We start from the raw sequence: 14,639 nt of genomic DNA, 5'->3' as shown, positions 1-14,639 counted from the left end.
GCGTCCGGCCTGTGGCAGATTGCGACGGCCCACAGCGCCAGGACCTCGGGAGCTCTTGAGTCTTCCGCCGCCGGAGTGCCGCCGTCCATGCGATTCCTTCTGAAGCTCGTTGCCTGGCTGGTCGGGCTCGCCGCCCTGGCCGGCCTCGCCTTCCTGGCCTTCGCCAGCTTCGTGCTGCGCGACCTGTTCAAGGGCTGGGAGCCGGCACCGACCGCCTGGAGCGACGAAGCCGAGGTGCCTGCGGCCTTCGCAGGTCCGGTCCCGGCCGCCTTCGGTACCCCCGTCGCGCCGAAATGCCCGGCCGGCGGCTTCCGCCCGGTGCGCGGGCCGAACCCGACCGGCGCCCTGTTCCTGACCGTGTTCATGCCCTGGTACGGCATCCCGGCCCTGTTCTCGCGCGACGAACTCCTGAACGCGCCGCGCGGCACGATCACGATCCGCGCCATCGATCCCCGCGACGGCGCGGTCGCCGGGACCGCCCAGGTCGCCGCCATCCGGGACCCGGAAGACCGGTTCCTGGAGCAGGTGCCGTCCGGCACGCCGATGACCCTCCCGGCCGGCGCCTATCGCTTCCGCGTCGCGCTCGGCACGCAGCCGATGCGGTGGGGCGAGGCCGCCGCCACCGTCACCGAGGGCGGCAAGGCCGAGGTGACGATCCCCCTCGACCGGATCGCGCCGGCGATCGAGCCGATCCCGGTCGACGGCGCGCCCCCGGCCGCCAGCCGCATCCGGCTCGCCTGGTCGAACCCGGCGGCACCCGACGGCCTCGCCGTGATGGCCCGCGTCGGCGCCCGCGGCGGCGATCCGCGCAAGGCCGAGGCGCTCGGCGTCCGGCGCGAGGTGCATCTGGAGGCGAGTGCCCGGCCCGGGCGCCATATCGCATCCTATCTCTCCTGCGCGCCGATCCTGCGGGTGGCGCGCTGGGTGGTCGAGGTCGGCCCGAGCGACGCCCGGATCGGCCTGCCGGAGCGCATCCGCGGCGGCGATTCGCTGAAGCTTCCGGTCACCGGCAGCTTCGCCCGTTCGGCGACCTGGGGGGTGCGCGAGGCCGAGGGCGACCGCCGCAACGTCGCCTCCGGCTTCGTCGATGCCGGCAAGACGATCGATTTCGTCGCGCCGCTCTCCGGCGGACGGTTCAGGCTGGAGATCGACGGCGACGACGGCCCCCTGGCCGAGGCGACCCTGGAGGTCGCCCCGACCGCCGTCCGGGTGATCGGGCCGGCATCGGCGCGCTTCCGCGAGCCGGTCGAACTCGGCTGGGCGAGCGAGGTGCCGGCGGCGCTGCAGCTCGAGTTACGCCCCTTCGAACCCGCCGGCTGGCCCGGCTTCCGGCCGACCGACACGGTGACGAAGCCCGGTCCGACCCGCGCGCTGTGGCGCCTGCCGCCGGGGCGCAGCCAGTTGCGGCTGGTCCATGTCGGCCAGGCCGACCTGCCGGTCGCCGAACTTGTGATCGAGGTGACGGACGGTCCCGCATTCGTCGCTCCCCCGCGCACGGTGCGCCCGGGAGCCTGGCTCGATCTCACCGTCTCGTTGCCGGCCGCAGACGGCGACCGGATCGCGATCGTGCGACGCGGTTACACCACCCTGTCGGATGTCGCGGTGGCGACGCTTGCGGCCCGTGCCCGAACCGCCCGCCTGCAGGCACCGGACGAACCCGGCGACTATGATCTCGTCTATGTGCCGGTCGAAGCGATCATCAAGAATTCCGATCCGGCCATGCCGATCCGGCACGGGTTCACGGTCTCCCCCGCATCGCCCTGACAGCCTGCTGTTTCCTTCAATGACAGGTCTGATATGAAGGATCCGCGAGGCGCAGGCGACCGATGTCCCCCAACGACGGGGCCGGACGCGCCGGGCGAAGGGGAGGAATGGGCATGGCTGGGCATGCGGACGGACCCGCGCGGGGCGAGCGGGGCGGTCTCAATCAGAGTATCCTGGGGGGGCTCCTGCTGATCGCGCTGGCGGCCTTTGCCTGGTGGGCGGTCTCGTCGCTGAACGCCGGCACCATGCGGGCGATGGGACCCGCCATGATGCCGAAGATGCTGGCGGGTCTGCTGGGCCTCTGCGGCGTGCTGCTCGTCGCCTTCGGCATCGTCAAGCCGGATGCCCGGGTCGAGGGGCTGCATCTGCGCCCGGCGATCATGATCCCGCTCGGCCTGGTGGTCTTCGCCCTGACGATCCGCCCGTTCGATCTCGGCTTCATGGTGACGCCCGGGCTCGGCATCGCGATCGCCGGTCCGCTCGCCATGCTGATCGGCGGCCACGCGAGCCCGCAGGCGCGCCTCGGCGAACTGGTCCCGCTCTCCCTCTTCCTGACCGCCTTCTGCATCATCCTGTTCGGCGATCTGCTCAATCTGGCGATCCCGGTCTATCCGCTGGCCTTGCAGGACCGGATCCCGGCCGGCTGGTCGCATCACGGCATCCTGCGCCTGATCGCCGCCGTCTATGTCGCGGTCGGTGCCCTGACCGCCATCCCGGCTTTCGCCGCGGCCCGCCGGGAGCGCGCCCATGACTGATTTCCTCGCCAATCTGGCGCTCGGCTTCGGCGTTGCGCTGACGCTGCAGAATATCCTGCTCTGCTTCATCGGCTGCCTGGTCGGCACCCTGATCGGCGTGCTGCCGGGCGTCGGCCCGATCGCCACGATCGCGATGCTGCTGCCGATCACCTTCAACATCGATCCCGTCGGCGCGCTGATCATGCTCGCCGGCATCTATTACGGCGCCCAGTATGGCGGCTCGACCACCGCCATCCTGGTCAACATCCCCGGCGAGGCGACCTCGGTGGTCACCGCCATCGACGGCCATATGATGGCCCGCAACGGCCGGGCCGGCATCGCGCTCGGCGTCGCCGCGATCGGCTCCTTCTTCGCCGGCACGGTCGCGACCCTGCTGATCGCCGCGCTCGGCGCGCCGCTGAGCCGGCTCGCGCTCCTGTTCACGGCACCCGAATATTTCTCGCTGATGGTGATGGGGCTCGTCTTCGCGGTCGTGCTGGCGCGCGGCTCGATCCTGAAGGCGATCTCGATGATCGTGCTCGGCGTGCTGCTCTCGACCATCGGCAACGACCTGGAGACCGGCGAGGAGCGGATGACCTTCGGGCTCGCCTTCCTGGCCGAGGGCATCGATTTCGCGGTCCTGGCGATGGGCCTGTTCGGCATCGCCGAGATCCTGCGCAGCCTGGAGGAGAGCGAATCCCGCGACGTGGTGCGCCGGCCGATCGGCCGGCTGCTGCCGAGCCTCCAGGACCTCAAGGAATGCGTCAATCCGGTGCTGCGCGGCACGGCGATCGGCGCGGTCCTCGGCATCCTGCCCGGCAACGGCGCCGTGCTCGGTCCCTTCGCCTCCTATGCGGTGGAGAAGAAGATCGCGCGCGATCCGAGCCGCTTCGGCCGCGGCGCCATCGAGGGCGTCGCCGGTCCGGAGAGCGCCAACAATGCCGGCGCGCAGACCTCGTTCATCCCGCTCCTGACGCTTGGCATTCCGCCCAACGCCGTGATGGCGCTGATGGTCGGCGCGATGACCATCAAGGGCATCATTCCCGGCCCGCAGGTGATGACCAAGAATCCGAACCTCTTCTGGGGCATGATCGCCTCGATGTGGGTCGGCAACCTGATGCTGCTGATCATCAACCTGCCGCTGGTCGGCCTCTGGGTGCGCCTGCTGAAGGTGCCCTACCGGCTGCTGTTCCCGTCGATCCTGATCTTCTGCGGCATCGGCATCTATTCGATCGGGTCGCAGCCGATCGACGTGATGCTGATCGCCCTGTTCGGGCTGATCGGCTACGGCTTCATCAAGGTCGGCTTCGAACCCGCGCCGCTGCTGCTCGGCTTCGTGCTCGGCAAGCTGATGGAGGAGAACCTCCGGCGCGCGCTGTCGCTGTCGCGGGGCGACCCGATGATCTTCTTCGAACGCCCGATCAGCGCCGTCCTGCTGGTGATCGCCTTCGCGGCCCTCGCCGTCGCCCTGCTTCCGTCGATCCGCCGGGAGCGCGACGAGGTCTTCACCGAGTGATGGCTTCGCCTTCACGCTTCAAACCAAAAATGGGAGGTATCCGCATGAAATCCTTGATTCTTGCCGCCGCAGCCGTGGTCGGCTTCGGCACTGCCGCCCTGGCCCAGGACAACTATCCGGTCCGCCAGGTGACCATGATCGTGCCCTTCGCGGCGGGCGGCCCGACCGACGTGGTGGCGCGCATCGTCGGCGACCACATGTCGAAGACGCTCGGCCAGCAGATCGTGGTCGAGAACGTCGCCGGCGCCGGCGGCACCACCGGCATCACCCGCGGCGCCCAGGCGGCACCGGACGGCTACACGATCATGATGGGCCATATGGGCACCCATGGTGCCGCGCCGGCCCTCTATGCGAACCTCAAATACGACCCGGCCAAGGACTTCGCCCCGATCGGGCTGGCCGCCGGCACGCCGATCCTGATCGTCGCCAAGAAGGACTTCCCGGCGCCGGATCTGAAGGGCTTCATCGCCTATGTGAAGGCCAACGAGGCCAAGATCAACATGGCCCATGCGGGCGTCGGCTCGGTCTCGCACTCGACCGGCGTGCTGCTCAACGCCCAGCTCGGCATCAAGCCGGCCATGATCGCCTATCGCGGCACCGGCCCGGCGCTGAACGACCTGATGGCCAACTCGGTCGACTACATGGCCGACCAGATCGTCAACGTCGCCCCCCAGATCGCCGCTGGCACCATCAAAGCCTATGCGATCGCCACCCCGGAGCGCTCCCCGGCCCTGCCGAACGTGCCGACCACCAAGGAAGCCGGCCTGCCCGACTATCAGGTCTCGGCCTGGAACGCGGTCTTCGCCCCGAAGGGCACGCCCGCCCCGATCGTCGCCAAGCTGTCGGCGGCGCTCGACAAGGCGCTTGACGACGAGAACACCCGCAAGCGCCTGCTCGAACTCGGCGGCGTCATCCCCGACAAGGCCGGCCGCACCCCCGCGGCCCTGCAGACGCTGGTCGAAAGCGAAGTCGCCCGCTGGAACCCGATCCTGAAGGGCATGGGCGAGAAGTGACGACAATCCGGTCGGGAGCGGCGGTCCGTCGTTCCCGACCGACACTCGGCGGCAACGCCGATCCGGATCGCCGCGCGGCGGCATGACCGGAAACAGACCCGCCGCATCCGGTTCGCGTCCATCCGGTCCGAGACCGACCGCCGCCGGCCCGGAGCCATCGCGGTGTCAACACCCGCAAAGCCGGGTCCATCGAATTCCAGGCATCAGAGAAAGCGCAGCCGGGCATCAGCCCGAACGCCGCCGGCCGGCCCAGGTGTCCGACCCAGGCGCCCCGCATAGGCGAATCCAGGTTTGAGCTGCTGTCAGACCAACCGGCTTTGGGTCTTGGCGGCGGCGACGAAGGCCTTGAAGAGCGGGTGCGGCTCGAAGGGGCGGCTTTTCAGCTCGGGATGGTACTGCACGCCGACGAACCAGGGGTGGTCGACCAGTTCGACGGTCTCCGGCAGCACGCCGTCAGGCGACATGCCGGCGAAGCGCATGCCGTTCGCTTCCAGGCGATCGCGATAGGCGATGTTGACCTCGTAGCGATGGCGATGGCGCTCGGAGATCTCGGTCGCGCCGTAACAGGCCGCGATCTTGGAGCCGGGGGCGAGCTTCGCCGTGTAGGCGCCGAGCCGCATGGTGCCGCCGAGATCGCCGCCCTCGGCGCGCCGCTCCAGCTCGTTGCCGCGCGCCCATTCGGTCAGAAGGCCGACGACCGGCTCGTCGCAGGGGCCGAACTCGCTCGAATTGGCACCTTCGACGCCGGCCAGGCTGCGCGCCGCCTCGATCACCGCCATCTGCATGCCGAAGCAGATGCCGAAATACGGGATGCCGCGCCGGCGGGCATAGCCGGCTGCCGCGATCTTGCCTTCGGTGCCGCGCTTGCCGAAGCCGCCCGGCACCAGGATGCCGTGGACATGCTCCAGGAACGGCGCCGGATCCTCCTTCTCGAAGATCTCCGATTCGATCCAGTCGATGTCGACCTTGACCCGGTTGGCGATGCCGCCATGGGTCAGCGCCTCGATCAGCGACTTATAGGCATCCTTCAGCCCGGTATACTTGCCGACCACCGCGATGGTGACGCGGCCTTCCGGGTTGTGGATGCGCTGGGAGATGTCCTGCCAGCGCTCCAGATTCGGCTTCGGCGCGCCGGTGATGCCGAAGGCGGCCAGCACCTCGTCGTCGAAGCCCTCGCGGTGATAGGCGATCGGCACGTCGTAGATCGAGGCCACGTCGAGCGCCTGGATCACGGCGGAGGGCCGGACGTTGCAGAACAGCGAGAGCTTCTTGCGCTCCGATTCGGGGATCTCGCGATCGGCCCGGACGAGCAGGATGTCCGGCTGGATGCCGATCGAGCGCAGTTCCTTGACCGAATGCTGGGTCGGCTTGGTCTTCAGCTCGCCCGCGCTCGGGATGTAGGGCATCAGCGTCAGGTGGATATAGACGGCATGGCCGCGCGGCAGATCGTTGCCGAGCTGGCGGATCGCCTCGAAGAAGGGCAGGCCCTCGATGTCGCCGACGGTGCCGCCGATCTCGACCAGCACGAAATCGTAGCCGTCATTGCCGGTGACGACGAATTCCTTGATCGCGTCGGTGACGTGCGGGATCACCTGCACGGTGCCGCCGAGATAGTCGCCGCGGCGCTCCTTGGTCAGGATGTCCTGATAGATGCGGCCGGTGGTGATGTTGTCCTGGCGGTTCGCCGGACGGCCGGTGAAGCGCTCGTAGTGACCGAGATCGAGATCGGTCTCGGCGCCGTCGTCGGTCACGAAGCATTCGCCGTGCTGGTACGGCGACATCGTGCCGGGGTCGACGTTGAGATAGGGGTCCAGCTTGCGCAGGCGGACCTTGTAGCCGCGCGCCTGGAGACAGGCTCCGAGAGCCGCTGAAGCGAGGCCCTTGCCCAGGGAAGAAACCACGCCGCCGGTGATGAAGACGTACCGCGCCATGGGCCTCGACCTAACCACGTGCGGACCGATTCGCGAAGAGGCGCCGCAACGTTCAAAACAAAAACATGGAGGGCGCCGGTCAGCCCTCCGGGGCCCGGCCGCGCCATCCGACGATTGAGTCACCGTCCGGAAAGTCCCGTCCGGCCGGACATCGGCCCGGCGCGGGGGGAACCGGCCGGGACGCCGCCGGCGATCCGGTCCGGCGTCCGCGACCCGTAGTGCCGCTACTGCGGGTTGGCCGGAGCCGCCGGACCACGCTGCTGCTGCTGTTGCATCAGCTGATCCAGAACGCCGCCCTGACCTGCCCCCGGAGCGGGAGCCGGCGTGGCGCCGGGGGTCGCCGGAGCACCGGCCGCGGCCGGCGCCTTGTCGAGGATCGAAGACGGCCGCTCGCCGCGATGGCTGGAGGCCAGCACGCCGAGGAGCAGCGAGGTCGCGAAGAAGCCGGCGGCGAGGAAGCCGGTCGTGCGGGTGAGCACGTTGGCGGTGCCGCGCGACGACATGAAGCCGCCGCCGCCGCCGATGCCGAGCGCCCCGCCCTCGGACTTCTGGATCAGAACCGCGCCGACCAGCGCGATCACGATCATCAGATGAATGACGATGATGACGGTTTCCATCGAATCGTCCCGGTAGTCCCGTGGGCCGCTGGCGTCCAGGGGATGTGATTGCACGAACGCATGCCGAGCCGGACCGTGGTTCGATCCCGCTCGGCATCAGATAGGAAGCCGCCAGCGGCGGCGCAATTCGGATGCGTCATACACGATCGCGCGGCCGGTTGCCAACCCGCTCGATGCGGGCCGGACGGACGGCGCCCCACAAGGCGCCCGTTGCACCCCGCAAGGCGCCCGTCTCACCCCGCAAGGCGCGGACGCCGCGCTGCCGTCAGCGATAGGCGGCGGCGATTCCCAGGAAATCGGCGGCCTTCAGGCTGGCGCCGCCGACCAGCGCGCCGTTCACGTCCGGCACCGCCATCAATTCCGCCGCGTTGGACGGCTTGACCGAGCCGCCGTAGAGGATGCGGACATTGCTGCCCTCCGCACCGAGCAGGGCCACAAGGCGGCCGCGCAGGAAGCCATGCACCTCCGCCACGTCGGCCGGCGTCGGCGTCAGCCCCGTGCCGATCGCCCAGACCGGCTCGTAGGCGACCACCAGATTGCCCGCATGCGCCCCGTCCGGCAGCGAGCCGGCCAGCTGGCCGCCGACCACCTCCAGCGTCCGACCGGCCTCGCGCTCGGCGCGGGTCTCGCCGATGCAGACGATCGCGGTCAAGCCGGCGCGCAGGGCCGCCTCGGCCTTGGCCTTCACGACGGCGTCGGTCTCGCCATGGTCGGAGCGGCGTTCGGAATGGCCGACGATCACGGCCGTGCCGCCGGCATCGGCGATCATCTCCGCGGCGATGTCGCCGGTATGGGCGCCGGAGGCGGCGGCATGGCAATCCTGCCCGCCGACCGCGATCCCGGTCCCCGTCGCGCGCGCCGCCAGGGCCGCCAGGAGGGTCGCGGGCGGACAGACCATCAGGTCGATCCGTCCGGCCAGCGCGGCGTCGAAGCCGGCGGCCATCCGGTCGATCTCGGCCAGCGCGGCCGTGAGCCCGTTCATCTTCCAGTTCCCGGCGACCAGCGGCTTCATACCCATTTCCTCCACGCGTCTTCTGGTGCCGCCGGCTTACCAGACCGCCCCGACGGCCGGAAGGCCGCCGAAAGGCGTGCCGGCCCGATCGACCGCCGCCCGAGGCCGCCGGCGAGGCCCCGGCGCCCGCCGAATCCATGCGCGATCGGCGCGCCTTGCCCTTGTCGGGCGGTCTCCCTATGATCCGCGCCGCTCGCGGGGGTCCCCGCTCGTCAGACCAGGAACCGGTCCCAGTCCATGCTCGACTCCATGCGCCGCGGCGCCTCCACGTGGATCGCCAAGCTTCTGCTGGCGCTTCTCATCGTCAGCTTCGGCATTTTCTGGGGCGTCTCGGACGTGTTCCGCGGCTTCGGCGGCAATACCGTCGCCACCGTCGGCAGTCAGAAGGTGACCACCACGGCCTTCGACCAGGCCTATCGGCGCGAGCTCGATACGATCGGCCGGCGCCGCGGCAAGCCGATGACCCGCGACGAGGCGAACCGGGCCGGCCTGCCGGCCCTGCTGATCAGCCAGATGGTGACCGATGCGGCGATCCTGGATGCCGCCCGCCGGCTCGGCGTCGGCGTGTCCGACATCGAACTGGTGCGCCAGATCCAGGCCGACCCGACCTTCCAGGCCGGCGGTCAGTTTTCGCGCGGCCGGTTCAGCCAGATCCTGCAGAGCAACGGCTGGTCGGAGGATCAGTATATCGCCCTCGCCCGCGACAGCGCCATCCGCAGCCAGTTGATCGAGGCCGTCGCCGGCCCGATGCCGGCGCCGAAGATGCTGCTGGAGGCCGCCAACGCCTACCGCAACGAGGAGCGGGTCGTCTCCTATCTGCAGTTGACCCCGACCATCGTCGGAGACATCGCGGATCCGGCGCCGGACGTGCTGAAGAGCTATTTCGAGGAGCGCAAGGTCCAGTTCCGGGCGCCCGAATACCGCAAGGTGGTGGCGCTTGCCATCGACCCAGAGACCATCGCCCGGCCCGGCGACGTGACCGACGACGACGCCAAGGCCGCCTACCAGCGCAACCTCAGCCGCTTCGGCGATCCGGAAAAGCGGCGCGTGCAGCAGATCGCCTTCGACAAGCCGGAAGAGGCCGAGGCGGCAGCCGCGCTGCTCAAATCCGGCAAGAGCTTCGACGACCTGCTCGCCGAGCGCGCCATCAAGGCCGAGGATGCCGATCTGGGCCTCCTGAGCAAGGCCGGCTTCCTCGATCCGGCGGTCGGCGAAGCGGCCTTCGGGCTGGCCAAGGACGGCGACGTGACCGGCGTGGTCAAGGGCCGCTTCCGTACCGTGATGCTGCGTCTGATGGAGATCAAGCCGGCCGGCCAGAAGCCGTTCGAGGAGGTCAAGGCCCAGCTCAAGTCCGAGGTCGCGCGCGAGCGGGCCGTCAACGAGATCATGTCCCGGCACGACCAGATCGAAGATGCCCGCGCCGGCGGCGCGCATCTCGACGAGGTCGCCAAGCGCTTCGATCTGAAGTCGGTTTCCGTCGAGTTCGACCGCACCGGCCGCGCGCCGGACGGATCCTCGCCGACCGGGCTGCCCGAGGCGGCCAAGCTCATTCCGGCCGCGTTCGAAAGCGATGTCGGCGTCGAGAACGACACCATCCCGCACGGCGCCAACGGCTTCGTCTGGTTCGAAGTGACCGCCATCACGCCCGCGCGCGACCGTCCCCTCGAGGAGGTGACCGCCGAGGCGACCGCGCGCTGGAAGGCCGACCAGTTGCGCGCGCGGCTCGCCGCCAAGGCGGTGGAACTGACCGCGCGCATCGAGAAGGGTGAGCCGATCGGGGAGGTCGCCAAGTCGGCTGGGCTCGAGGTCAAGACCTCGCCGGCCCTGAAGCGCGGCGAACCCGCGGAAGGCCTCGGTGCCGGCGTCGTGTCGGCCGCCTTCTCGGGGCCTGAGGGCACCGCCACGACGGCCCTCGGCGAGGACGGCAGCCGCTTCGTGATCCGCGTCAAGGAAGTCAACGAGGCGGTCTTCTTCGGCGACACCGACACCAGCCGCGCGCTCGACAAGCAGATCGCCACCGACATCCAGAACACGTTGCAGGAGCAGTATATTCGCCAGCTGCGCAACGATGTCGGCTTCTCGGTCAACCAGCAAGTGCTGTCCCGCCTGGTCGGCAACAGCCCGAACCCGTGACGGATCGGCTCCATGCGCATCGAACCGGGTGAAGAACGCGTCGTCGAAGCCTATGCGGCCGGTCGGCCGACCGTGGTCTGGACGACGCTGGTCGCCGATCTCGAAACGCCGGTCTCCGCCTATCTGAAGCTCTGCGGCGCGCGCGACCACTGCTTCCTGCTCGAATCGGTCGAAGGCGGCGCCGTGCGCGGCCGCTACTCGATGATCGGGCTCGACCCGGATCTGGTCTTCCGCGCGGTCGGCGAGGCCGGCGCGGTCAACCGCCGCTTCGCCTCCGACCGCGATGCTTTCGAGCCGGTGCCGGGCCGCTCGCTCGATGCCCTGCGCGCGCTCATTCACGAGAGCGAGTTTCCGCTGCCGAAGGGCCTGCCGCCGATGGCCGCCGGCATGTTCGGCTATCTCGGCTACGACATGGTCCGCCAGATGGAGGACCTCGCCCAACCGAATCCCGATCCCGTCGGCATTCCGGACGCAATCCTGGTCCGCCCGCGCACCATCCTGGTGTTCGACGCGATCAAGGACGAGATCACCGTCGTCACCCAGGTCCGCCCGGAGGCCGGTCTTTCGGCCGCGCAGGCGCATGCGCGCGCCGTCGAGCGGCTGACCGACGTGATCGACACGCTCGACCGGCCGATCGACAAGGCCGCCTATCAGCTCGGCGATGTGGCCCTCGACGTGCCGATGGTCTCGAACACCTCCGAGGCCGACTATCTCGGCATGGTCGCCAAGGCGAAGGACTATATCCGCGCCGGCGACATCTTTCAGGTCGTGCTGTCGCAGCGCTTCTCGGCGCCCTTCGCGCTGCCGCCCTTCGCGCTCTACCGGGCCCTGCGCCGCGTCAATCCGGCGCCGTTCCTGTATTTCCTCGATTTCGGCAGCTTCGCGGTGGCCGGGTCGTCGCCCGAGATCCTGGTGCGGGTGCGCGACGGCGACGTGACCATCCGCCCGATCGCCGGCACGCGGCCGCGCGGGCGCACGCCCGAGGAGGACAAGGCGCTCGGTGCGGAACTGCTCGCCGATCCGAAGGAACTCAGCGAGCACCTGATGCTGCTCGACCTCGGGCGCAACGATGTCGGCCGGGTCGCGGAGATCGGCAGCGTCAAGGTGACCGACCGCTTCTTCCTGGAATATTATAGCCACGTCATGCACATCGTCTCGAACGTGACCGGTCGGCTCGACCCGTCCAACGACGTGCTCGACGCGCTCGCCGCCGGCTTCCCGGCCGGCACGGTCTCCGGCGCCCCGAAGGTGCGCGCCATGGAGATCATCGACGAACTGGAGAAGGAGAAGCGCGGGCTCTATGCCGGCTGCGTCGGCTACTTCTCGGCCGACGGCGCGATGGATACCTGCATCTGCCTGCGCACGGCGGTGGTCAAGGACGGCGTCATGTACGCACAGGCCGGCGCCGGGATCGTCGCCGATTCGGTTCCGACCTCCGAGAACCAGGAATGCGTCAACAAGGCCAAGGCCCTGTTCCGGGCCGCCGAGGAGGCCGTCCGCTTCGCCAGCAGCGCCGGCCGCGGCCAATAGAGCCCGCGCGGTCGTTCGAGCCGGCGCGGTCGTTCGAGCCGGCGCGGTGGGTGGAGTCTACGTCTGGTGGCCGGGGATCCGGCCTCGGACGGCGACGACTTGGCGGCGGACGGCGGTCGACCGAAGACGGAACGGACGACGGGTGGCCTCGCCATCACGGCAGCCGGGCTCAGGCGGCGTGGCGGCAGGCCGCTCGCGGTCGCCCTCCCCCGCTCATGCCAACGGCCCGGGATGCCGACGCATCGGGCCGTTGAAGTAACGCGAATTTCTCATATGCGTCGGAGACATGAGAAATCCGCGGATCGGATACCGACGATCATTCCGTGACCGTCGGTATCAGTTGCCGTTCTTGGCGATCCAATCCTGCGCCAGCTGCACCGCCTGCCGCCGTTCCGGTTCGCTCGCGACCGAGAAGGCCTGCTCCTGGGCGTCGCGGATCCACTCGTCGGTTCCCGACTGGGCGCGGGCCCGGGCGATGGTCAGCCACATCAGCCCCTGCACCGAGCGGCGCGGCATGTCGATGTCGCCGGAAAACAGCATCTGGCCGAGCATCGCCATGGCGCCGGGATGGCCCTTGCGGGCGGCGAGCTTCAGCCAGCGGGCCGCCTGCTTCGGATCGCGATCCGGACCGGCGGCGTCGAGATAGAGACGGCCGAGATTGTACTGGGCATCGGCATCGCCGAAGAACGACGCCGCATAGGTGAAGATCTCGCGCGCCTTGCCGACATCCGGCTTGATCGACGAATCCTCGATCCCGGTCATGTAGTAGGAGCCGAGCGCCACGAAGGCACTGGCCACGAAGGGCGCCGCCGGCGATCCCGGCATGTCCTCGGCGTGGCTGTTGGCGATCTGGCTGAAGATCTGGAACGCCTTCAGGTCGTTCGGCGGCACGCCCTCGCCGTTGCGATAGATGCGGCCGAGAAGGTAGAGCGCACCCGGATGGCCGCGCTCGCCGGCCCGCTGCAGTTCCGAGACCGCCGCCGCCTTCTTGCCCTGGTAATAGAGCCGGCGCCCCGCGTTGAAGGCTTCGTCCGGCGAGGTCTCCGGCGGGCGCGCGGTGGTGCTCGGGTCGAGCGCCGCCGCGCCCGAGACAGGCGAGAGAACGCCGCCGGCCAGAACGACCGCCGACAGGCTCGCTATGCGAAGAAACTCACACGTCCGCATAACAGATCGCTTCACCCTTTCCGCCGGGAAACGTCGCCGCCCCGTGTCGCGCCGCCCCAAGTCGCGCCGTATCGTCCGGCCGAACCGAAACCCGGCCCGCGTCGGACCCCATTCCGCGTCCCGCGGTCGTCATTCCGTCCAGCACCGGCAGGCCCTGGGCCGTGCCGGCAGCCTGCCCGATCCTGCCGCGTCCGCCGGCATGCCGGCGTTCGACCGGCAAGCCGGAGCGAGACCGGTCCGAAACCGCCGCCAGCCCTGCCGCATCGAAGCGCGATCTCCGGCCCGCATCGCACGCGAACCCTCTCCGCGCGGCCGCAAGGACCGCGTTCATCGAAGCAGGGATGCCTGCAAGGCCGGACATGACGCCCGATCGCGGGAGCGGCCGATCGGCGGGGCGAACAACGTCCTCTAGTTCATTGGCCGGACCATGACCGAGGTTTTCGGCAAGAGTACGGCCGGTCCCGGCCACGCATTCGCCATGAAGAAGGCCGGTCCGGGACTCGGCGGCACCGCCCGGGACGGCACCGACGACTTCCGACAACTCGATCAAGACTCCGGCCACGACTCCGACCACGACTCCGGCGTTCCCCGGCATTGCGCCGGGCGCCCGGCCGGACGGTCGAAATCCAAGAGTTCGGATCGATTCGCACTCCCGCACCGTCCGAAACCGGAGATGATCCCGTTCGGCCATGATGCGACGGCTTCGCAACCCCGCCCTGCCGGCGCCCGCCCGGCCGGCCTGCGGTGAATTCACGCCCATCCGATCCCCCTCGGCACGGCCGCTCTGCGACGCCTCGTGCCAACCGGTCTTCCGCCTGCCGCGCCCCGGCCGTCCCGCGCCGCCGATCCGCCTCCCCGTCGCATCCGCCTCGTTTCGAGCCGGGTGGACGGCGGGGAAGACCTTCGGGCAGCACCGGCCACCGGAGAAAACGCCCGCACCATGCGGAATTTCCATCCGGCACGCTCGTGGCGCTTTGTGTCCGAATAGCGGCATTTGCAGGCGTCGACACTAGCCGGCAAGTCATTGAAAAACGGTGTTGCAGGCCAGTCACAAAGACGGCGGCGGCACCCTGTCCACCGAGCCGGGAGGGCAATCGCGACGCCGCTGCCTGCGGACGTTGCGAAGCGGTACTTTCATGCCGTAGCAGATTTTATTGCGAATGAGTTGCAAATGCATTAGCCTCGTTTCCCATCGCATCATGCCGAACCTCGCCACCCCGCGACG

General features: G+C 69.5%; 11 protein-coding genes. 7 read left to right on the top strand and 4 right to left on the bottom strand.

Going from position 1 to position 14,639, the window contains the following annotated elements; genetic code table 11:
- Positions 1–87 precede the first annotated feature (87 nt).
- From ABB55_RS25275 to ABB55_RS25260, 4 genes are all read left to right on the top strand, one after another.
- Positions 88–1,764 carry a hypothetical protein gene (locus ABB55_RS25275; RefSeq protein WP_054361300.1) on the top strand — a complete coding sequence of 559 codons (1,677 nt, stop codon included), beginning with the start codon at positions 88–90 and terminating at the stop codon, positions 1,762–1,764.
- Positions 1,765–1,877: 113 nt separating this feature from the next.
- Positions 1,878–2,519 (top strand): tripartite tricarboxylate transporter TctB family protein, encoded by a 642-nt coding sequence (locus ABB55_RS25270; protein WP_160321321.1) that lies wholly within the window; start codon positions 1,878–1,880, stop codon positions 2,517–2,519.
- A complete protein-coding gene (locus tag ABB55_RS25265; RefSeq protein ID WP_054361298.1) occupies positions 2,512–4,014 on the top strand; it encodes a tripartite tricarboxylate transporter permease in 1,503 nt (500 codons plus the stop codon). Before ABB55_RS25270 ends, ABB55_RS25265 begins: the two co-directional genes overlap by 8 nt.
- Positions 4,015–4,058: 44 nt before the next feature.
- Positions 4,059–5,027 carry a tripartite tricarboxylate transporter substrate-binding protein gene (locus ABB55_RS25260; RefSeq protein WP_152982184.1) on the top strand — a complete coding sequence of 323 codons (969 nt, stop codon included), beginning with the start codon at positions 4,059–4,061 and terminating at the stop codon, positions 5,025–5,027.
- A 302-nt stretch (positions 5,028–5,329) separates the two neighbouring features.
- On the opposite strand, the gene ABB55_RS25255 is transcribed toward ABB55_RS25260, so the two are convergent.
- From ABB55_RS25255 to tpiA, 3 genes are all read right to left on the bottom strand, one after another.
- On the bottom strand, positions 5,330–6,958 hold the full coding sequence (locus tag ABB55_RS25255) for a CTP synthase (RefSeq protein ID WP_054361296.1): 1,629 nt from the start codon (positions 6,956–6,958) through the stop codon (positions 5,330–5,332).
- A 224-nt stretch (positions 6,959–7,182) separates the two neighbouring features.
- On the bottom strand, positions 7,183–7,575 hold the full coding sequence (gene secG, locus ABB55_RS25250) for a preprotein translocase subunit SecG (RefSeq protein WP_054361295.1): 393 nt from the start codon (positions 7,573–7,575) through the stop codon (positions 7,183–7,185).
- A gap of 265 nt (positions 7,576–7,840) precedes the next feature.
- Positions 7,841–8,593: a triose-phosphate isomerase gene (gene tpiA, locus ABB55_RS25245; protein ID WP_054361294.1), complete on the bottom strand. Its 753-nt coding sequence runs from the start codon at positions 8,591–8,593 to the stop codon at positions 7,841–7,843.
- Between the two features lie 231 nt (positions 8,594–8,824).
- Between tpiA and ABB55_RS25240 the strand changes: the two genes are divergently transcribed.
- On the top strand, positions 8,825–10,720 hold the full coding sequence (locus ABB55_RS25240; RefSeq protein ID WP_054361293.1) for a peptidylprolyl isomerase: 1,896 nt from the start codon (positions 8,825–8,827) through the stop codon (positions 10,718–10,720).
- A 12-nt stretch (positions 10,721–10,732) separates the two neighbouring features.
- Complete coding sequence (gene trpE, locus ABB55_RS25235) at positions 10,733–12,250, top strand: anthranilate synthase component I (RefSeq protein ID WP_054361292.1); 1,518 nt, start codon at positions 10,733–10,735, stop codon at positions 12,248–12,250.
- 336 nt (positions 12,251–12,586) lie between these two features.
- Here the strand turns inward: trpE and ABB55_RS25230 are convergent, their stop codons facing one another.
- Positions 12,587–13,414 (bottom strand): tetratricopeptide repeat protein, encoded by an 828-nt coding sequence (locus tag ABB55_RS25230; protein ID WP_054361291.1) that lies wholly within the window; start codon positions 13,412–13,414, stop codon positions 12,587–12,589.
- Positions 13,415–13,841: 427 nt separating this feature from the next.
- Here ABB55_RS25230 and ABB55_RS25225 point away from each other — a divergent pair, with 427 nt between their 5' ends.
- On the top strand, positions 13,842–14,162 hold the full coding sequence (locus ABB55_RS25225) for a hypothetical protein (RefSeq protein ID WP_054361290.1): 321 nt from the start codon (positions 13,842–13,844) through the stop codon (positions 14,160–14,162).
- The last annotated feature ends 477 nt before the right edge of the window (positions 14,163–14,639 follow it).

It is taken from the genome of Prosthecodimorpha hirschii (assembly GCF_001305515.1).
Classification (GTDB): domain Bacteria; phylum Pseudomonadota; class Alphaproteobacteria; order Rhizobiales; family Ancalomicrobiaceae; genus Prosthecodimorpha; species Prosthecodimorpha hirschii.
The sequence above is the reverse complement of the archived record's forward strand: the minus strand, read 5'-3'. Positions and strand labels throughout refer to the sequence as shown.

Excerpts from the sequence above, each read along its gene's own strand:
- ABB55_RS25275 (WP_054361300.1), top strand. The coding sequence starts at position 88 with ATGCGATTCCTTCTGAAGCTCGTTGCCTGGCTGGTCGGGCTCGCCGCC.
- ABB55_RS25270 (WP_160321321.1), top strand. The coding sequence starts at position 1,878 with ATGGCTGGGCATGCGGACGGACCCGCGCGGGGCGAGCGGGGCGGTCTC.
- ABB55_RS25265 (WP_054361298.1), top strand. The coding sequence starts at position 2,512 with ATGACTGATTTCCTCGCCAATCTGGCGCTCGGCTTCGGCGTTGCGCTG.
- ABB55_RS25260 (WP_152982184.1), top strand. The coding sequence starts at position 4,059 with ATGAAATCCTTGATTCTTGCCGCCGCAGCCGTGGTCGGCTTCGGCACT.
- ABB55_RS25255 (WP_054361296.1), bottom strand. The coding sequence starts at position 6,958 with ATGGCGCGGTACGTCTTCATCACCGGCGGCGTGGTTTCTTCCCTGGGC.
- secG (WP_054361295.1), bottom strand. The coding sequence starts at position 7,575 with ATGGAAACCGTCATCATCGTCATTCATCTGATGATCGTGATCGCGCTG.
- tpiA (WP_054361294.1), bottom strand. The coding sequence starts at position 8,593 with ATGGGTATGAAGCCGCTGGTCGCCGGGAACTGGAAGATGAACGGGCTC.
- ABB55_RS25240 (WP_054361293.1), top strand. The coding sequence starts at position 8,825 with ATGCTCGACTCCATGCGCCGCGGCGCCTCCACGTGGATCGCCAAGCTT.
- trpE (WP_054361292.1), top strand. The coding sequence starts at position 10,733 with ATGCGCATCGAACCGGGTGAAGAACGCGTCGTCGAAGCCTATGCGGCC.
- ABB55_RS25230 (WP_054361291.1), bottom strand. The coding sequence starts at position 13,414 with ATGCGGACGTGTGAGTTTCTTCGCATAGCGAGCCTGTCGGCGGTCGTT.
- ABB55_RS25225 (WP_054361290.1), top strand. The coding sequence starts at position 13,842 with ATGACCGAGGTTTTCGGCAAGAGTACGGCCGGTCCCGGCCACGCATTC.